13 protein-coding genes are annotated in these 18,681 nt (G+C 73.6%); 4 read left to right on the top strand and 9 right to left on the bottom strand.

Features of this window, described 5'->3' with window-relative positions:
• Positions 1–59: 59 nt before the first annotated feature.
• Positions 60–1,991 (top strand): caspase family protein, encoded by a 1,932-nt coding sequence (locus tag OG965_RS25780; protein WP_371654430.1) that lies wholly within the window; start codon positions 60–62, stop codon positions 1,989–1,991.
• Here OG965_RS25780 and OG965_RS25775 read toward each other — a convergent pair.
• The 4 genes from OG965_RS25775 to OG965_RS25760 are packed head-to-tail and all read right to left on the bottom strand — an operon-like array spanning position 1,972 to position 8,191.
• Entirely contained in the window at positions 1,972–5,736 is a 3,765-nt protein-coding gene (locus OG965_RS25775; protein WP_371654429.1) for a CHAT domain-containing protein, read from the bottom strand. The two genes, OG965_RS25780 and OG965_RS25775, sit on opposite strands and share 20 nt — an antisense overlap.
• Positions 5,737–5,753: 17 nt before the next feature.
• Complete coding sequence (locus tag OG965_RS25770) at positions 5,754–6,407, bottom strand: RES family NAD+ phosphorylase (RefSeq protein WP_371654428.1); 654 nt, start codon at positions 6,405–6,407, stop codon at positions 5,754–5,756.
• Positions 6,408–6,410: 3 nt separating this feature from the next.
• Positions 6,411–7,085 (bottom strand): hypothetical protein, encoded by a 675-nt coding sequence (locus OG965_RS25765; RefSeq protein ID WP_371654427.1) that lies wholly within the window; start codon positions 7,083–7,085, stop codon positions 6,411–6,413.
• Positions 7,082–8,191 (bottom strand): hypothetical protein, encoded by a 1,110-nt coding sequence (locus tag OG965_RS25760; RefSeq protein WP_371654426.1) that lies wholly within the window; start codon positions 8,189–8,191, stop codon positions 7,082–7,084. Before OG965_RS25760 ends, OG965_RS25765 begins: the two co-directional genes overlap by 4 nt.
• A gap of 306 nt (positions 8,192–8,497) precedes the next feature.
• Between OG965_RS25760 and OG965_RS25755 the strand changes: the two genes are divergently transcribed.
• Positions 8,498–9,853 carry a M14 family metallopeptidase gene (locus OG965_RS25755; protein ID WP_371654425.1) on the top strand — a complete coding sequence of 452 codons (1,356 nt, stop codon included), beginning with the start codon at positions 8,498–8,500 and terminating at the stop codon, positions 9,851–9,853.
• 385 nt (positions 9,854–10,238) lie between these two features.
• On the opposite strand, the gene OG965_RS25750 is transcribed toward OG965_RS25755, so the two are convergent.
• The 4 genes from OG965_RS25750 to OG965_RS25735 form a co-directional block, all read right to left on the bottom strand.
• Complete coding sequence (locus tag OG965_RS25750) at positions 10,239–11,714, bottom strand: GntP family permease (RefSeq protein ID WP_371654424.1); 1,476 nt, start codon at positions 11,712–11,714, stop codon at positions 10,239–10,241.
• A gap of 120 nt (positions 11,715–11,834) precedes the next feature.
• Complete coding sequence (locus tag OG965_RS25745) at positions 11,835–12,248, bottom strand: RidA family protein (protein ID WP_371654423.1); 414 nt, start codon at positions 12,246–12,248, stop codon at positions 11,835–11,837.
• Positions 12,245–13,045 (bottom strand): IclR family transcriptional regulator, encoded by an 801-nt coding sequence (locus OG965_RS25740; protein ID WP_371654422.1) that lies wholly within the window; start codon positions 13,043–13,045, stop codon positions 12,245–12,247. The genes OG965_RS25745 and OG965_RS25740 overlap by 4 nt, the downstream gene beginning before the upstream one ends.
• A complete protein-coding gene (locus tag OG965_RS25735) occupies positions 13,042–14,190 on the bottom strand; it encodes a sugar kinase (RefSeq protein WP_371654421.1) in 1,149 nt (382 codons plus the stop codon). The genes OG965_RS25740 and OG965_RS25735 overlap by 4 nt, the downstream gene beginning before the upstream one ends.
• 134 nt (positions 14,191–14,324) lie before the next feature.
• Here OG965_RS25735 and OG965_RS25730 point away from each other — a divergent pair, with 134 nt between their 5' ends.
• Both OG965_RS25730 and OG965_RS25725 read left to right on the top strand, forming a co-directional pair.
• Positions 14,325–15,596, top strand: a complete 1,272-nt coding sequence (locus OG965_RS25730; RefSeq protein ID WP_371654420.1) for an amino acid deaminase — start codon at positions 14,325–14,327, stop codon at positions 15,594–15,596.
• 142 nt (positions 15,597–15,738) lie between these two features.
• Positions 15,739–17,409: an amidohydrolase family protein gene (locus OG965_RS25725; RefSeq protein ID WP_371654419.1), complete on the top strand. Its 1,671-nt coding sequence runs from the start codon at positions 15,739–15,741 to the stop codon at positions 17,407–17,409.
• Between the two features lie 7 nt (positions 17,410–17,416).
• On the opposite strand, the gene OG965_RS25720 is transcribed toward OG965_RS25725, so the two are convergent.
• Positions 17,417–18,649: an FG-GAP-like repeat-containing protein gene (locus OG965_RS25720; RefSeq protein ID WP_371654418.1), complete on the bottom strand. Its 1,233-nt coding sequence runs from the start codon at positions 18,647–18,649 to the stop codon at positions 17,417–17,419.
• Positions 18,650–18,681 lie beyond the last annotated feature (32 nt).

Genomic DNA, 18,681 nt, shown 5'->3' with positions numbered 1-18,681 from the left:
CCGAACCTCGACCGGGGTACGACCTGTTTCCGGCCAGGTTCTGCTGCCAGACTCCCGCCATGCGCATGATCTACACCCTGCTCGTGGGCATCGACGCCTACGGCGGCACCGGGCACGCCCGGCTCTCGGGCTGTGTGAACGACGTCCTGGCGGCCCGGCGGGCCCTCGAACACCGCGTCGGCGACCGGCTGTCCGTCCGTACGCTGCTCGACGGCGAGGCCACCACGGCCGCCGTCGAGTCCGCGCTCCGCGACCACCTCGGCCAGGCCGGTCCCGACGACACGGCGCTGCTCTGGTTCTCCGGGCACGGCACCGAACTCACCCTGGGGACGGCCGAGGAGCTGGCCGTCGAGGCGACCGGCCGCAGCCAGGCGCTGGTCTGCGTGGACGGGGCGCTGCCCGACAAGCGCCTGGGCGCGCTCCTGGACGGGCTCGCGGCGGGCGGCGCGCACGTGGCGGCGGTGCTCGACTGCTGCTTCTCGGGCGGCGGCACCCGGGAGCACGGGAGTGGGGTGAGCGCGCGGTTCACCCCGCCCGCCCCGTCCTGGCGCCCGGTCGCCGCGCCCCGGGACGCGGGCGGGCCGCAGCGCGCGCCCGGCCATGTCCTCCTCGCGGCGAGCCGCCTCAACCAGCTGTCGTACGAAGCGGATTACGAGCCGGATGACGAGGTGGATTACGAGGCGGACCGCGTACCCGGGGAGCCCGCGCCCCTCTTCAAGCGCGGGGTCTTCACCCACGCGCTGCTCGGCGCCCTGCGCACGGCGGGCCCGGACGCCACCTACCGGGAGCTGCTCGCCGCCGCGCACGCCCGGGTGCGGCGCGCCCGGTTCGAGCAGCACCCGGTGCTGTTCCCCGCCGATGCGGGCGGCATCGCGGACACCCCGTTCCTGGGCGGGGCGCCGCGCACGCCGAGCCCGCATCTGCTGCGGTTCGGGGCGGACGGCTGGGAGGTGGACTGCGGGCGGGTCCACGGGCTGCCCGGCGGGCCCGGCACCGAGTTCACCGCCACCGGCCCGGGCGGGGGCGCGCTGGCGGCCCGTACCGTACTGGCGGACCGCACGCTGGTGGAGCCGGCCGGGTGGACGCCGGCGGCCGGGCGGGTGCATCCGGTGGCGCTGACCGCGACGCCGCTGCCGTCGGCCGCCGTGACGGCCGTCGGGCCGGAAGGTTTCGCCAAGTCGCTCGCGGACCACCTCACTTCACCCGTCGTACGTCCGGTCACGGGCCCTGAGAGCGAGTCCGCCGGACTGCTCTTCCGCGTGGAGGCGCAGGGCGACGGGCAGGCGCGGGTGCTGCGGCGCGACGGCTCGCCGTTCGTGGCGCCGCTGCCGCTGTACGACCCGGCGGACACCGCCCGGGTCGCGGACTGCCTCACGCACCTGGCCCACTGGCACGGCATCCGCGACCTGGAGGCGCGCACCTCGCCGCTGCGGGGGCATGTGCGCGTGGAGGTCGTGTCGTGGGGCGACGAGGGGGCCGGGCCTCTGGTGCCGGACGGGAACGGCGAGATCGTCCGCGCCTACGACGGGCCGCGCGAGCCGTGGGTCTCCATCCGGCTGCGCAATGTGGGCGACCGGCCGCTGTGGTGCGTACTGCTCGACCTGAACGACCGCTACGCCATCAACTCGGCGCTCTTCCCAGGCCACTTCATCGCTCCCGGCCACACCGGCTACGCCCTCGACAACCAGCCCGTACAGCTGAGCCTGCCCGCGACCCGGGAGCCGCGCCCGGGGGCGTACGCGCGCGACTGGCTGAAGCTGATCGTCGCCGAGGGCGAGCTCAACACGGTGCCGTTCCGGCTGGGGGCGTGGGATCCGTACGGGCCGGGGGCGCGCGGCGGCGCCGCCCACGACGGCGTGCTGCGGCTGGCCGGGCCCGGGCGCCGGGACGTCGGCGCGGCCACTGCGGCCGGTCCCGGCCAGTGGGCGACGCGCACGATCGCGCTGCGGACGGTCGTGCCGAGGCCAGGGGTCACTGGCCGAGGTGCGTGAACCCCGCCCAGGCGCTGAGGTCCGTCGGGTCGATGGCGGCGGCCCGGGCCGCGAGCACCGGCGGCAGCTCGGGCGGGAGCTCGCGCGCCGGGTCCAGCATCCACAACTGGGCGCGGCGCAGGGCCCGTACGGGCGGCTCGTCCTCGCGGCGCAGGAAGTAGTGGGTCATGAACATCAGGACGGAGGTGGCGTCGTCCGGGACCGGCCAGAGCGAGCCGACGACCGAGCGGGCGCCCGCCACCAGGAAGGCGGCGGCCAGGCTGTAGGCCTCGTTGTGGCCGCGCCCGGAGACATGGCTGCGGCAGGCGGCGAGCACCACGAGGCCGAGCTGTCCGCGCAGGGTGCCGGTGAGCTGCTCGGCGGCCAGCTCGCCGCCCTTCAGGGAGAGGTAGGCGCTGCTGCTGCGGCTCTCCTCGACGGCGGCGTGGCACGCCAGGTGCAGCACGGCCCCGCCGTCGCCGCCCTCGCGCAGCCAGTCCGCGACCTCCTGCGGGGTGCCGTCGCCGGTGCGCAGCCCGAGGAAGCGCGCCTGCGGGTAGAACGCCCCGAGCACCGCGTCGGCCTCCTCGCCCGCGTACCGCAGGTCGCCGGTGGGGTTGCCCACCACCAGGGCCGAGCCGGTGTGCGGGGTGCGGGGGCGGGCGGCTACCTCGCAGAGCAGCCGGGCCGATGCGGCGTACGAGATCTCCGCCTCCTCGATGGCGTGCCGCCGCGCCCCCTCCGCGTCCGGCGCCCACGCCGCGTGCCAGGGCACCAGGCCGAGCGCCCCCATCGGGACGAGGACGAGCCGGGGCACGCGGCCGGGCCGGTCGGGCACCACGAAGAGGTCGAAGAGCGGGCGCACGGCGGCGTACCAGGCCCAGGAGCAGAGCCGGTCGAGCTGGTCGCGCAGGGGCCGCGCCGGTGCGGCCCCGCCCCACCCGGGCACCGGCCCGACGTCGCGCCCGGCGGCCCGGGCCGGCGGCTCGTACTCCCTCAGCGGCCCGGCGTCCTCGGTGAGCCGGGGCAGCGGTACGTGGTGCACGTCGCCGCGCGAGGTGACGAGGACGGCGACGCCCCCGCCGTCCTCGGACCTGGGCACCAGATAGACCAGCGCGTCCTTGCCGAGCGCCTTCAGGGCGTCGCCGATCTCGCCGGGCGCGGGCGTGTCGAGGAGGCGGGCCGCTCCCGCGCCGCCGGCGGCGGGCTCCTCCGGCTCCTCTCGCCCCTCGCCGCTCCTGGTGGGGCTGTCCGCCGTCAGTGCCGAGAGGGCCTTGCGGCGCAGGGCGCTCGGCACCAGGTCGGCGCTCGCGCCCGTGGCACGCCACTCGCGGGCCAGCGCGCCGTGGCCGCCGCGCTCCAGGAGTTCGGGCACCGAGGAGGCGGTGGTGGCGGCGTGCAGGACCAGGCCCCGGCAGGAGTCGAGGGCCTGCACGGCCTCCTCGACCGCCCCGTCCGCCAGGCACCACGCCGCCACCTCCAGGGACATGGCGGTGGCCAGCCGGGCGGCCTCGGCGGCGTCGGCGGTGCCGGACTGGAGCAGGGCCGCCCAGGCGTGGCCGCGCAGCGCGTCCAGGCCGTAGCGGCGGCCCGTCGCCCGGTCCCCGGTCCGGCCGCGCGTGCGGTACGCCCGGCCGAGCGCGAGGGCCGCCTGGGCCCAGAGCCGGTGCCCGGGTCCGGCGGCCTGGCGGGTCGCCGCCTCCAGGAGGCCGATGCCCTTGGCGAGGAGCTCGGTGCGGCGGTACGGGACGCGCTCGCCCGCGGCGAGGCCGCAGTAGACACTGCCCGCCGTGTGCGAATAGCGCAGCCAGCTGTCGCTGCCCTCGTCGCTGAGCGCCAGGCCCTCCTCGATCAGCGCCAGCGCCTCCCGGATCCGCTCCACGTCTCCCGCGGACCCGGCGCGGCGGGCCCGCACGATCCCGCCGTCGCCGAGCACCCACGCCCGGTGGTCGCGGCTCAACCGGGCGGCCGCGCGCCGCAGTTCGGCCACCGAGGGGCGCCCGGCGAGCGGCGGGGCGGGCGGGGCGCCGAGCCGGTCGGCCAGCTCGGCGCGGCCCAGGCAGGCGTTCTCCAGGAGGGTCCACAGCTCGATCCAGGAGGTGTCGTCCTCGGCGAGCGTGCCGACGGCGGCGTACAGCTCCGCGATGTGCCGGTCCACGGCGGGCAGGTCTCCGGCGTTCGACGCGCTCAGCGCGTCGTACCCGGACTGCTGGGCATCCATCAACTTCCGGGCGTACGGCGGCAGTTGTGGACTCTCGCGCATCTGCCGCCAGGCCTCGGCGCCCGCCGCCATGTCGTCGGCGGTGCCGCTCATCTGGCCCCGGTGCACGGTGGCCATCATCCGCACCAGGCCCAGGTCGGCGCCGACGCCGGGGCCCTCGTCGGCGGTGTCGAAGTGGGCCAGGACCTCGTCCAGGCGGGCCCCGGCCCCGGCCGCCAGCTCCTCGGTGAGCAGCGCGCCGCCCGCCACCGCGTGGGCCCGGCGCCGCCAGTCGGGGTCGTCGTCGGGGCCCGCCCGCAGCACGGCCCGGGTCAGTGTGTCCTTCTGCTCCTTGCTGACCTGGTCGCCGTGCGGGTCGAACATCGGCAGGTGTGCGAGGAGCGCGGCCGCGCCCTGGCTGTGCTCGACGCTGCCGGGCTCCAGCTCGCTCCACTTCTGGAAGACGTGGTCGAAGCCCTGCTTGGCGCGGCCGGGCGATGCGGCGTCGTTGATCAGCGCGAAGTAGCCCTCCTCGCCGTAGTCCGGCTGGAGGGTGCCGTCCTGGAAGCCGTCCATCAGCGACCGGTAGACGTCCCGCACCTCCTCGTAGGAGACGTCCGGCCCCTCGCCCTCGTCGATCGGCCCGTGCTCGGCGAGCATCTGCCGGGCCCAGCCGAGCATCAGGACGGCCATGTCCCGCAGCTCCTTCTCGGTGCCCTCCTCGCCGATCACCAGCCGGGAGGCGAGCACCACGTCGCGCAGCCGCTCGGGGTCGGGGTCGTCGCGGTAGCGGGTCTGCTGGGCCACGGCGAGCACGGTGGCGGTGGCCGCGAGCCGCCCGTCCCGCTCCGGGTCCCACTCCAGGAGCCCGCGCCGCAGCAGCCGTACGCCACGGTCCTTGGCCGCCGCGTCGCTCCGGACGACCCCCCGCTCGTAGAGCACACGCCCGAAGAAGTCCGCGTACTGCGGCAGTAGTTGCTCCTCCACGTCCGGGTCGGCGGCGAAGAGGGTCCCCAGCTCGGCCTCGGCGGCGGCCGCCTGCGCCTCGTCCTGCCACATCGTCCAGATCAGCGCCCGGCACAGGACCAGTTTGTACGCGGCGTCCTCCGCCCACGACGGCCGCTCACCGCCGGCCCGCCGCGCCTCGACGACCGCCGTGTCGAACTCGGCGCGCGCCTCCTCCAGTTCGGCCCGGGTCCTGGTGGCGCGCCCGTGCAGCATCAGCGAGACGGCCCGGCTGTGGCGGACGAGCGGGAGGTCGCTGTCGGGGTGGGCGGCGTCGAGTACGGCCGCGTAGTGGCGGGCGGAGAGCAGCAGGTCCTCGCCCTCGTCGGTGAGCAGCGCCCGCTGCTGGCAGAGGAATCCGAGCCCTTCGTGCAGCTCGATGGCCTCGGGGGCCTCGTCCGCGAGCGCGTCGAGGAGCGCCTCGTGATGGCGTACGGACGTGTCGAGCAGGGCGAGCCGCTCCTCGTCCGTCCCGTCCGACTCGATGAACGCGGCACGCTCGGCCCACAGTTCGTCGAGGACTTGGTTGAGGTCGTCGTTCAGGTCGTCGTTCTCGGGCACGCGGAGTCCGGATCTCGTCAGGGCGCTAGGCGCGCGTGGTACGGCAGCAGGACGGAGTTCAGCCACTTCTCGCCCGCCGGGCCGGTGAACTCGACGGGGTCGTCGTCGGTGGCGGCGAGCGCGTCCGGCGGGCAGCGGTCGCCGAAGAGCACCACCGCCCGGTCGCCCGGCTCGCGCTTGGAGGCCCACAGGAAGCCCTGGGCCCACGGTTCGGTGTGGCGGCGGATCCAGTGCGCCCAGTCGCGGGTGTACGGATAGTCCCGCGACTCGGCCTGGACCAGCCAGCTGTCCTGGTGGACGGCGGCGAGCTCGTGCCCGGTCACCAGGGAGACCACGTCGAGCCCGGTGGTCAGCCGCAGCACGGTCAGCCGCCGCCCCGCCACCGCGACCCTGGGCACCAGCCGGGCGCCCCCGGCCGGGTCGAACGGCAGCGAGTGCAGCAGCGTCTCGCTCACCGCCGACTCGGGGCTGAGCCCGGCGTACAGATATCCGTACGCGTCGCAGCCCGTCGAGTCGAACCGGCCGCCCCCGTAGAGGCAGTGCGCCGGGACGGGGTTGAAGGAGTGCCCGGCCCGGCGCGAGGCGTGCACCCGGTACAGCACGGTCCCGGCCGTCAGGGTCACCTTGGCCGGGGTCTGGGCCAGCGCGGCGGGCGGCTGATAGTGGGGCACGGGCTACTCCCCCTCGGTGAGGTGGCGGGCGGTCGCGGCGAGCCGCCGGTCGTCGGGGGTGCCGAGCAGCCGGGCGGGCACCGCGCCCAGCCAGGCGTTCTCGGACAGCCACCAGTCGGCGGCGCCCCACGGGTCGGTGTCGGCCCCCAGCACCTCGTTGACCTCCAGGACGGTGAGCCAGGGCAGCGTGCCCTCGGAGAACTGGAAGGCGGGCAGCCGCAGCACCCCGCCCTCGCCGCGCAGCCGGACGAGCCCGGGGGCGTACGGGTCGCCGCCCGCGCGCAGCACGGTGTCGCCGTCCACCGCCGGGGCCGCGAGCAGCCGCTCCCGTACGGCGCCGAGCACCGGCCCGACCATCCGGTGCCCGTCGAGGAGCAGGACGGCGAGGTCCTCGGCGCGAAAGCCCAGATAGGAGGCGTCGAGGCCGTCGTCGGTGTCCGGCCGGAAGGTGGCGGGGGCGAACCGGCCGGGCCCGAACCGGTCGGGCAGCACGGTGCGCAGCATCTCCACGGCGCGTTCGGCGGTACCGGCGGGATCGGCGGGATCGGCCTCAAGGCGGGCGGCGGCCCGCACGCGCGTGAGCAGCACAGCCAGCTCCTCCCGTACGTGGTCGTCGAGCCGGGGCCCGACGGTGTCCCACTCGGCGGCGGCCGCCGCGAGGACGGCATAGGGATTCATGCGGTATCCGCCCCCAGCAACTGCTCGATCAGATCGGCGCGTTCGGCGCGCCGCACCACGAAGTGCAGGTCCCAGCGGGCGCCCCGGGCCAGCTCGGCCTCGACGGCGGCCCACATGGCCGCGAGGCTCTCCGCCGGGGCGAGCCCGCCGCGCCCGGCGCCGAGCAGCGGCAGACAGAGGGAGGTGAACGGCGGGCGGTGGCGCCCGGCCTCCTCGCCGAGCAGCGTGAACGCGCGGGCCACGGCGCGGGTGACGTCGGCGGGCAGCACGTCGTAGTCGTTGGTGCCGGCGCGGGGCACGGCGACGGCCGCGTGGTAGAGCCGCCGTACGCCCTGCCGCTCCAGGGCCCCGGCGCCGGTGACGGCGACCGTGCCGGGGGCGACGGCGCCGCCGGGCCTGCCGTGCCGGGCGACCCAGGCCCGTAACTCGTCGTGTATCCGGTCCTCGACGAGCCCGCCCGCCTGGTCGCGCAGGGCGCCCGCGCGGCGCAGCGAGGCGGAGACGGAGGACTTGTAGGCCTCGGGGAGCGCGAAGTACGTGTTGGAGGGCGACACCACCACGTCGATGTCGCGGAGCAGGTCGGCGGGGTGGACGTGGACGGTGATCCGGGCGGAGCGGACCCGCAGCCGCCGGTGCGCGGGGGCGAGGCGCGGGCTCGGGACCGCCCGGCTGCCCGGGAAGAGCACCACAGGGGCATCTCGTACGACCGTACGGCCCACCGGGGCCATGCGGACGATCTGATCGGCGACCTCGCCGAGCACCATCAGCTCATGATGCTTGCGGAAGCGCTCGACGCTGATTCCGTAGACCTGCGCGGCGCGCTTGCGGCGGTCGGCGGCCGGCCAGTCGCGGGTGCCCTGGGCGAGCCCGAGGCTGTACTCGGCGGCCTCCTGGAGCGTGCCGCCGCCGATGCGGGAGACCGCGAGCCGCAGCAGCCGCTCGACGGCGGGGAAGTGCGGTGCCCCTGGGGCCGCCGCCTCCAGGCCGTCCGATATCGCGGCGAGCGCCGGTACCCGGAGCTCCCGCAGTCGGACGACCCCGGCCCGCCGCACTTCCCTCACCTCCGCGAGGACCGCCCCGTGGTCGGGCAGTTGAGTGTGCGGCATGGCGCAAAGAATTGCACCGCGCGCGCAGGCATCACAACCCCGCTCCGGTCCTCGGGTTCCCATTGTCCGCCGGGGGCCGGTCGGACTCGGGTCGGTAGCGGGTCGCTTCCGGGTCGAAGTCACCTGGGCTGAATGGTTCTTGACGAGATATCACCTACACCCACCCGGGCGAAGGCCGAGCCACCTTGACGCAGACATGCCATAAGCAGATGCTCGGGAGGCGAGCCGAGAACGAACTCCCAGCAACGAACCCTCAGCAACGTCGACATGAACACCCCCACCTCCTCCACATCCCCAGGAGAATTCATGCGACTCCGTACGTGCCCGCGCGCCGCCAGACGCTCGGCGGGCCTAGCGGCCCTCCTCGCGATGGCCCTGGCCGCGCCCCTGACCGCCCACGCCACCGCCTCCCCGGCGCCGTCACCCCGCGAACGCGCGGACGTGGTCGCCGACGAGGCCACCACCCAGTACGAGATCCACGGCCCGGCCACCCCCGCCGCGCGCACCGCCATCGCGGCGACCGGGGTGGCCATCGACGAGGTGCACGAGCACACCGTCGTGGTCAGCGCGGACGCGGCGCAGGCGAAGAACCTGCGCACGCTGGGCTACGCGCTGAAGGCCCTGCCCGGCCCTCCGGCCCGTACGAACGGCGCGGCGCCCCAGCCCTTCGACTTCCCGCAGGCGGACTCCAGGTACCACAACTACACGGAGACGACGACGGAGATCGACCAGCGGCTCGCGGCCTACCCCTCGATCATGAGCAAGCGCGTGATCGGCAAGTCGTACCAGGGCCGGGACATCGTCGCGATCAAGGTCAGCGACAACGTGGCGACGGACGAGAACGAGCCGGAGGTGCTGCTCACCTTCCACCAGCACGCGCGCGAGCACCTGACGGTGGAGATGGCGCTGTACCTGCTGCGCGAGTTCGGGGCGGGCTACGGCAAGGACGCGCGGATCACCAACATGGTGAACAACCGCGAGATCTGGATCGTGCCGGACCTCAACCCGGACGGCGGCGAGTACGACATCGCGACCGGCTCCTACCGCTCGTGGCGCAAGAACCGCCAGCCCAACTCCGGTTCCTCGTACGTCGGTACGGACCTGAACCGCAACTGGAACTACAAGTGGGGCTGCTGCGGCGGCTCCTCCTCCAGCAAGGGCTCCGAGACGTACCGCGGCACGGCCGCCGAGTCCGCGCCCGAGGTGAAGGTCGTCTCCGACTTCGCCCGCAGCCGGGTGGTGGGCGGAAAGCAGCAGATCAAGGCGGGGATCGACTTCCACACGTACAGCGAGCTGGTGCTGTGGCCGTTCGGCTACACGTACAACGACACGGCGCCGGGGCTGACGAAGGACGACCACGACGCGTTCGCCGCCGTGGGCGGCAAGATGGCGGCGTCCAACGGGTACACGCCGGAGCAGTCCAGCGACCTGTACATCACGGACGGCACGATCGACGACTTCCTGTGGGGCACGCAGAAGATCTTCGACTTCACGTTCGAGATGTACCCGGGTGAGTCGGGGGCGGGTGGCGGGTTCTATCCGCCGGACGAGGTGATCGAGCGGGAGACTTCGCGGAACAAGGACGCGGTGTTGCAGTTGCTGGAGAACGCGGACTGCATGTACCGGTCGATCGGTAAGGAGCAGCAGTACTGCACGGGTTGACGCCCGACGGATGGTCCCCCACCCCGCCCCTTCACCTAGACCCTCCGGGGGTGGGTGGGGGGCGAGGGTGGTCTCCCGGGGGCTACGCCCCCGGACCCCCGTCGCGGGGCCTGCGGCCCCTGCACCCCGCTTTCGGGGCTCCGCCCCGGACCCCGCTCCTCAAACGCCGGAGAGGCTGGAGTTACCCGGGCCCTGCTCCTTGCGCGCCGGAGGGGCTGATTTTCGTGCCGCCGGGGCTGGAGGTGCCTTTAGGGGGCGCGGGGAACTGCGCGACCAGCCCCCACCGAACCCGCAGACGAACACGGGGTCCGGGGCGCAGCCCCGGGAAGCGAGCCTCAGCCCCCACCCACCCCCGGAGGGTTAAGGGAACGGGCGGGGTGGGGGGCTAAATCACCAAGCTCAGCAGCGCCGCCACCCCGAACCCCACCACAGACAGCACCGTCTCCAGCACCGTCCACGACTTCAACGTGTCCCGTTCCGTGATCCCGAAGTACTTCGACACCATCCAGAAGCCCCCGTCGTTGACGTGGGACGCGAAGATCGAGCCCGCCGAGATCGCCATGATGATGAGGGCGAGGTGGGCCTGGGAGTAGTCGGCGCCCTCGACCAGGGGGACCACGATGCCCGCCGTCGTGACGATCGCGACCGTCGCCGAGCCCTGGGCGACCCGCAGGGCCACCGAGATCAGCCAGGCCAGCACGATGACCGGCAGGCCGACGTCGTGGAAGGTCTTCGCCAGCGCGTCCGCGATCCCGGACGCCTTCAGGACCGCGCCGAAGACTCCTCCCGCACCCACCACCAGCAGGATGTTGCCCACCGGCTTGAGGGAGGCCGTCGACACCGTCTCCAGGGACTTGCGGGACCAGCCGCGCCGGATGCCGAGCAGGTAGTAGGCCAGGACGAGCGCGATCGTCAGCGCCACGAACGGGTTGCCGAAGAACTCGATCACCGAGCGGCCACGGGACGGGTCCAGGGCGATGGACGAGAACGTCGCCGACAGGATCAGGAGCAGCGGCGTGCCGATGATCGCCAGGACCGTCGCGAGCGCGACCGGCTTCTCCTGCGGAGCGACCCCCGCCGCCGACTGCTCGGCCGCCACCGCCGCCTTCGCCTCCTCGGCCGCCTCCACCATGTCCTGCGGCACCTCGACGAAGATCCGCTTGCCGATCCACGCGGCGTACGCCCAGGCTGCCAGCACCGACGGGAGGCCGACGACCGCGCCCATCAGGATCACCCAGCCGAGCGAGACGTGGAACAGCCCGGCGGCGGCCACCGGCCCGGGGTGCGGCGGCAGGAAGGCGTGGGTCATGGAGAGGCCGGCCAGCAGCGGCATCGCGTAGAGCAGGATCGACTTGCCGGAGCGTTTGGCGGCCGCGTACACGATCGGCGCCAGGACGAAGATGCCCACGTCGAAGAAGACGGGGATGCCGAAGACCAGGCCGGTCAGGCCCATCGCGAGGGGGGCGCGCTCCTCCCCGAACAAGGCCAGCAGACGGGCGCTCAACACCTCGGCGCCGCCGCTGACTTCGAGGATCGCGCCCAGCATCGTCCCGAGCCCGATGATGATCGCGACGTGCCCGAGGATGCCGCCCATGCCGGACTCGACCGTAGAGACGGCGGCGGACTTCTGGACCGTGCCGAAGAGTTCGGTGACGGAGAGGCCGGCGCCCAGGCCGACGGCTATGGAGACGGCGAGGAGTGCGACGAACGGCTGGAGCCGGACCTTGATGATCAAGTACAGGAGGAGGGCTATGCCCAGGGCCGCGACGGTCAGCAGACCGGTCGTGCCGCCGACGAGGGGGAGGATCCCGCCGGTGTGCGGCGGGGGCGGAGGGGGCACGGGGGCGAGCGGGAACGACATGCGGGCACTCCGGTGGCTGGCAGGGCTGTTCCAGGGCGTGGGGGACCGCGGGGCGGCGCCCCGGCGGTCCGGGGCGCCACTCCGTGCGGCCTGTGGAGCGGTCGTACTAAGGGCAAGGGATCAGGCGTCCAACACGGCCAGCGCGTCGATCTCGATGAGCAGGCCCTTGGGCAGGCCCACGTACACGGTCGTACGCGCCGAGGCGGGGGCTTTGAGGCCCTGCTCCTCGAAGTAGGCGTTGTAGATCTCGTTCATCTCGGCGAAGTGGCCGACGTCGGTGAGGTAGACGCGCATCATCATCACGTCGTCCCAGGTGGCGCCGCCCTCCTCCAGGATCGCCTTGACGTTGGCGAAGGTCTGGAGGGTCTGCTCGCGCAGGGTGGGGCCCGCGGTCGTGGGCGGCTTGCCCTCCTCGGCGGGCAGGAACCCGACCTGGCCCGCGACCTGGAGGATGTTGCCCTTGCGCACGCCGTGCGAGAACTTGGCGGGCGGGGTGGTGTGGGTGGCGGGGGTGATGGCGACCTTCTCGGTCATGAACGGCCTTCCTTGTCAGGGGTGTCAGGGATGTCAGGGGTGTCAGGGGTGTCGGCGATGTTGCCTGAGTACTCCCGGGTGATGGCGTCCGCGGTGCGGCGCACCAGCGGGAGGAGGCCGAGGAGTTCCTCGGCGGTGACGACGACGTTGGGGGCGGAGACGGACATCGCGGCGACGACGCGGCCGTCGGTGCCGCGCACGGGCGCGCCCACGCAGTTGATGGACTCCTCGTGGCCGCCGAGGTCGGTGGCCCAGCCCTGTTCGCGTACGGCCGCGAGCTCCTTGAGGAACGCGGGGGCGTTCGGCGTCGAACGGGGCGTGTACATGGGGTAGTCGAGCTTGTCGGCCACCGCGCGGCGCTCGGCGTCGGGCAGGTCGGCGAGGAGCAGCTTGGCGACGGCGGCGACGGTGATGGCGACGGGCTTGCCGACCCGGGAGTACATCCGCACCGGGTAGCGGCTCTCCACCTTGTCGATGTACAGCACCTCGCCGTCCTCGTACACGGCGAGGTGGACGGTGTGTCCGATCCGCTCGTTGAGCGCGACGAGGTGGGGGTGCGCGATCTCCCGTACGTCGAGGTTCTCGACGGCCTCCTGGGCGAGCGCGAAGAGGCGGGCGCCGAGGCGGTAGCGCTGGTCCTCCTGGCGGTAGACGAGGCCGTGCTCGTGCAGGGTGCGCAGGAGCCGCAGGGCGGTCGACTTGTGCACCCCGAGCCGCTCGGCGACCTGACCGAGGTCGGCGGGGCCCTGCGCGAGCAGCGGCAGGATGCTCAACGCCCGGTCGACGGTCTGGCTCATGACGTACGTACCTCCTGCTCCTCCCCCGTCCACCCGGGGCCGAGACGAAGTCTCCCCCAGGCGTCGTCGTCCAGGGCGGCAAGCCGGTCGGCGTGCGCGCGGGACGGCGGGGCCGTGTGGTCACCGGGCACGGTGAGCGCGGCGGCGGCCATGAGGTGCCCGTGGCGGGCCCGCTCCCGCACGGGCAGCCCTCGCAGGGTGCCGTGCAGGAACCCGGCGGCGAAGGCGTCCCCGGCGCCGACCGTCGCGACGACGTCCACGCGGGGTGCGGGAACGGTGATCACGCTTGTCGTCCGACCGTCCGCCGGTGGGGGCTGAGCGCGCAGTTCCCCGCGCCCCCCAATGGGCCCGGAGGGCCCTCCTAGGGGCGCGGGGCTGTGACATTTGCGGCTCCGCCGCGTGGGCGCGAGCAACCCGCCACGGTCCGCAGCGGGGGACTCGAACACGGTCACCCCCCGCGCACCCCCCTTGACCACCACCACCCCCGGCTCCGGCAGCGCTTCCCGGATCGCCGAAGGCCCCCGCACCCCCCACGCCTCCTCCGCCTCGTCCTCCCCCACGAACACCACGTCCGCCCCCCGCGCCAGCTCCAGCGACACACGGGGATCGGACCCCGAACGCCACAGCCCCGACCGGTGGTTGACGTCGAACGACACCAACGGCCGCCCGGCCCGACGCTCCAGCAGAGACCGCATCAGCTCCAGGCAGCCGGCAGACAACGCCGCCGTGATCCCGGACAGATGCAGCACCCGCCCCGCCCACACCTCGCCCCACGGCACATTCGCCACCGACATGGCGGAGGCGGCCGAACCGGCCCGGTAGTAGACGACCTCGTGCGTCCCGGCGGCCCGGTCGTCGGCGGTGCGGAAGTAGACGCCGGTGGGGCGACGGGAGTCGCGTTGCACCCCCGAGGTGTCCACCCCGTACGCGCCAACCGCCTCGACCAGGTGGTCCCCGAAGCCGTCCGCCCCCACCCGGCTGACCCACTTCACCGTGTGCCCGGCGGCCGCCAGCGCGCACGCCACGTTGGATTCGGCGCCGCCGATCCCCCGGGCGAAGGACGGTACGTCGGCGAGGCGCCCGGGCCGGGACGGCAGGAAGGTGACCATGGACTCTCCGAGACAGACGACATCCACATCCACCACGCGCCCTCACTCCTCGCACCGTCGAACCGACGAACCGGTGCACCATTGACCCGGCGTTGGCCCGGATGTTAGACAGCAGCAAGCGATACACGCAACGGGCGTTGCACATGATGCAACGCATCACGGAGGCTTCCATGGGGTTCCTGGCAGGACTGGCCGAAGAGCGCGTCGACCACCGCTTCAAGGGGCTGCCCCCGGACGCCGACGGCCTGACCGTCGGCGAGCTGGCGGCCCAGCGCCGGAACCTGTTCACGGACGGCTTCACCACCCCCGTCCTCGCCCTCTCCGCCGAGCGCCTGGAGCACAACCTCGCGCTGATGGAGACGTACGCGACCCGGCACGGCCTCGCCTTCGCCCCGCACGGCAAGACCACGATGGCTCCCGAGCTGTTCGCCCGCCAGCTCGACCACGGCGCCTGGGGCATCACCCTGGCCGTGCCCCACCAGGTGCGCGTGGCCCGCGCGTTCGGCACCCGGCGGATCTTCCTCGGCAACGAGCTGGTGGACGCGGCGGCCCTGAAGTGGATCGCCGGGGAGCTGGCGCGGGACGCCGAATTCCAGTTCATCTGCTACGTGGACTCGGTGCGCGGGGTCGAGCTGATGGACGCGGCGCTCGCCGGTGCGGTCCGCCCGGTGGACGTCGTCGTCGAGCTGGGCGCGGGCGACGGCGCCCGCACCGGCGCCCGTACCGAGGCCGACTGCACGGCGGTCGCCGACGCGGTGGCCGCCACCCGCACCCTGCGCCTGGTGGGCGTGGCGGGTTACGAGGCCGAGGTTCCCGGGGCCTCTCCGGAGCTGGTCGCGGCCTGGCTGCGCAGGCTGACCGCGCTGGCCTCGGAGTTCGACAAGGCGGGCCGCTTCTCGGGGACGGGACTCGACGAGATCGTGGTCAGCGCGGGCGGCAGCGCCTGGTTCGACGCGGTGGCCGATGTGTTCGCCGAGATCCCCGAACTCTCCCTTCCCGTACTGAAGTTGCTGCGCTCGGGCGCGTACGTCTCGCACGACGACGGCCAGTACCGACGGGTCACGCCTTTCAACCGCATCCCGGAAGAGGGCTCCCTGCACCCCGCCTTCCGCCTGTGGGCGCAGGTCGTCTCCCGGCCCAGTCCCGACCAGGCGTTCGTGAACGCGGGCAAGCGGGACGCGGCGTACGACCTCGACCTGCCCGAGGCACAGGTGGTGCGCGGAGCGCGGGACGGGGTCCAGCGGCCCGCGACCGGCATCGAGGTCACCGCCCTCTCCGACCAGCACGCCTGGCTGCGCACCGCCCCTGACGTGGAGCTGGAGGTCGGCGACTGGGTGGGCCTCGGCCTCTCCCACCCGTGCACCAGCTTCGACAAGTGGCAGCTGATCCCGCTGGTGGAGGCGGACGGCACGGTGACGGACTACATCCGGACGTACTTCTGAGCCTGCGGACCGTGGAGGGTTGCTCGCGCAGTTCCCCGCGCCCCTAACCCTTTAGGGGCGCGGGGAACTGCGCGACCAGCCACCCACGGTCCGCAGACGATGAACCCGGCCGCCCGCCAGAGGGCTTTCGGGAAGGGGCGGGGTGGGGGATCCGCCCGCGACATCAGCCACCGCGAACGGAAACCGGACCATGGACCTCGTCATCCGCGACACCCTCGTCATAGACGGCACCGGCGGGCCCTCCTACCAGGCCGACGTGGGCATCCGGGACGGCCGGATCGCCGCGCTACGCCCCGAGGGCGCGCCGCGCCTGACCGGCGCCCGCACCCTCGACGCCCAAGGCCTAGCCCTGACCCCCGGCTTCATCGACATGCACGCCCACTCCGACCTCGCCCTCCTCCGCGACCCGGACCACAGCGCCAAGGCGGCCCAGGGCGTCACCCTGGAAGTGCTGGGCCAGGACGGCCTCTCGTACGCGCCCGTCGACGACCCCACCCTCACCGAGGTCCGCAAGGCGATCACCGGCTGGAACGGCGACGGTTCGGACATCGACTTCGACTGGCGTACGGTCGGCGGCTACCTCGACCGCCTCGACCACGGCTTCGACGGCCGGGGCATCGCCGTCAACGCCGCCTATCTCGTCCCGCAGGGCACCGTGCGGATGTACGCGATGGGCTGGGAGGACCGCGAGGCGACGCCCCAAGAGCTGGACCGGATGCGGCGGTTGGTGGCCGAGGGGCTTGAGCAGGGCGCGGTCGGGATGTCCTCCGGGCTCACCTACACACCCGGCATGTACGCCCCGGATGCCGAGCTCACCGAGCTCTGCAAGGTCGTCGCCCGGTACGGCGGCTACTACTGCCCCCACCACCGCTCCTACGGCGCAGGCGCCCTGCGCGCGTACGAGGAGATGATGGAGCTCACCCGCGCGGCCGGCTGCGCGCTGCATCTGGCCCACGCCACGATGAACTTCGGCGTGAACGAGGGCCGGGCACCGGAGCTCCTCGCCCTCCTGGACCGGGCGCTCGAAACCGGTTCGGACATCACGCTCGACACCTATCCGTACACCCCGGGCTGTACGACGCTCGCCGCGATGCTGCCGAGCTGGGCGGGCGAGGGCGGGCCCGGGACGGTCCTGGCGCGGCTGCGGGACGACGCGACGGCCGAGCGGATCCGCCACGCCATGGAGGTGGTGGGGTCGGACGGCTGCCACGGCGTCCCGATCGACTGGGAGACGATCGAGATCTCGGGGGTGAGCGGCCCGGGGCTCGCGTCCTTCGTGGGCCGGACGGTCGCCGAGTCGGCCCGCGCGCGCGGCGAGGCGCCCTGGACGACCGCCCGCCGCCTGCTGATCGACGACGGCCTCGGCTCGACGATCCTCCAGCACGTGGGCCACGAGGAGAACGTCCGGGCGATCATGCGCCACCGCGTCCACACCGGCGGCAGCGACGGCATCCTCCAGGGCGACAAGCCCCACCCGCGCGCCTACGGCACGTTCCCGCACTACCTGGGCCACTACGCCCGCGACCTGGGCGTCCTCCCCCTGGAGGAGATGGTCGCCCATCTGACCTCGCGCCCGGCGGCCCGTCTGCGCCTCCCGGACCGGGGCCTGATCAAGGAGGGCTACCGGGCGGACGTCGTCCTCTTCGACCCGGAGACGGTCGCGGCGGGATCGACGTTCGAGCGGCCCCGCACCCTGCCCACCGGCATCCCGTACGTCCTGATCGACGGCAAGTTCGTCATCGAGGACGGACGGCGTACGGACGTGCTGGCGGGGCGGGCGGTCCGCAGAACGCCCACCCCGCAAGTGACCTGACGAACCGTCAGAACACGCGTACGTTACGGGCCGTGTCCCAGCCCATGTCCGCCGACGGGCCGCCGAGCCCGCCGTGCCCGTCACCGCGGTAGACGAACACCTGGAAGCCGATGGGCCGCATGAGGTCGGAGATCCCGTCCCCGCTGACGTCACCGGTGGCCATCACCGGGGCGTCCGCGGGCCAGGCGTACGGCAGCTTGGTGCGGCCGCCGAAGGTGCCCCGGCCGTTGCCCGGGTACAGCCACAGGTTGCGGGACCCGTCGCGGGCCACCAGGTCCGCCTTGCCGTCGCCGTTGAGGTCGCCGGGCGAGGCGAGCTGGTTCATGGCGTTCCAGCCGCCGCCGACCTTCACGCGGTCACCGAAGGTGCCGCGGCCGTTGCCCGGGTAGGACCACAGCACCCCGGAGGTGTCGCGGGCCAGCAGATCGCGGCGGCCGTCGCCGGTGAGCTCGCCCGCCGCGCTGATCTCGCGCATCGAGTTCCAGCCGCCGCCGACCTTGACCCGGTCGCCGAAGGCGCCGTCGCCGCGGCCCGGGTAGAACCAGAGGACGCCGGAGCGGTCGCGGGCGTAGATGTCCTCCTTGCCGTCCCCGTTGTAGTCGCCGTGCCGGGTGAGCTGGGTCATCGAGTTCCAGCCGCCGCCCACCAGCTTGCCCTTGGACATCCCCTTGGCGTCCTCCGTGCCGGGCAGGAACCACAGCCGGCCGTCGTCCGCGCGCTCCAGCAGGTCGGGGCGGCGGTCGTTGTCGAGGTCACCGAACTGCGCGACGGCGGGCAGCCCCTCGGGCCGCTTGCCGTAGTCGTACTGGCGGTTCCAGTCCATCCACGGCACGCCCCGGCCGACCTCGTAGTCGGTGGTCGCCACGCGGATGGAGCTGACGCTGTTGTCCCAGACCTTGCCGAACGAGCCGCCGTAGAAGTCGTTGGGGCCGCTGTGCGGGCTGATGAACAGGTACTCGCCGGTGTAGTTGTCCCCGGTGGCCAGCAGCACGTACAGGTCGCTGTTGTTGACCACCGACGAGATCGAGTTGTTCCAGATGCCGAGGGTGGGGCGGCTGGTGGAGACGATCTCCATCTTGCCCTGGAAGTCCTTGTACTGGAACACGCAGAGCTTGCCCGCCGGGCAGCGGTCGTAGTTGGCCGCGGCCGCCTGCGGGGCCGCGCCGAGAAGGGTGGCCAGCGAGGCGGCGACGGCGGTGGCCGTACCGATCAGGCGCCGGGCCGAGGTGGTGCCGAGCATGGACCGAACTCCGTTCGAGATCAGAGGGTCGA

It is taken from the genome of Streptomyces sp. NBC_00224, assembly GCF_041435195.1.
Classification (GTDB): domain Bacteria; phylum Actinomycetota; class Actinomycetes; order Streptomycetales; family Streptomycetaceae; genus Streptomyces.
Note: the sequence above shows the minus strand (reverse complement) of the source record. Positions and strands in the feature narration are given on the sequence as shown.

What these genes read in the sequence shown, in the direction of transcription:
- OG965_RS25755 (WP_371654425.1), top strand. Translation starts at nt 8,498, where the DNA reads ATGCGACTCCGTACGTGCCCGCGCGCCGCCAGACGCTCGGCGGGCCTA.
- OG965_RS25750 (WP_371654424.1), bottom strand. Translation starts at nt 11,714, where the DNA reads ATGTCGTTCCCGCTCGCCCCCGTGCCCCCTCCGCCCCCGCCGCACACC.
- OG965_RS25730 (WP_371654420.1), top strand. Translation starts at nt 14,325, where the DNA reads ATGGGGTTCCTGGCAGGACTGGCCGAAGAGCGCGTCGACCACCGCTTC.
- OG965_RS25720 (WP_371654418.1), bottom strand. Translation starts at nt 18,649, where the DNA reads ATGCTCGGCACCACCTCGGCCCGGCGCCTGATCGGTACGGCCACCGCC.
- OG965_RS25765 (WP_371654427.1), bottom strand. Translation starts at nt 7,085, where the DNA reads ATGAATCCCTATGCCGTCCTCGCGGCGGCCGCCGCCGAGTGGGACACC.
- OG965_RS25740 (WP_371654422.1), bottom strand. Translation starts at nt 13,045, where the DNA reads ATGAGCCAGACCGTCGACCGGGCGTTGAGCATCCTGCCGCTGCTCGCG.
- OG965_RS25760 (WP_371654426.1), bottom strand. Translation starts at nt 8,191, where the DNA reads ATGCCGCACACTCAACTGCCCGACCACGGGGCGGTCCTCGCGGAGGTG.
- OG965_RS25745 (WP_371654423.1), bottom strand. Translation starts at nt 12,248, where the DNA reads ATGACCGAGAAGGTCGCCATCACCCCCGCCACCCACACCACCCCGCCC.
- OG965_RS25780 (WP_371654430.1), top strand. Translation starts at nt 60, where the DNA reads ATGCGCATGATCTACACCCTGCTCGTGGGCATCGACGCCTACGGCGGC.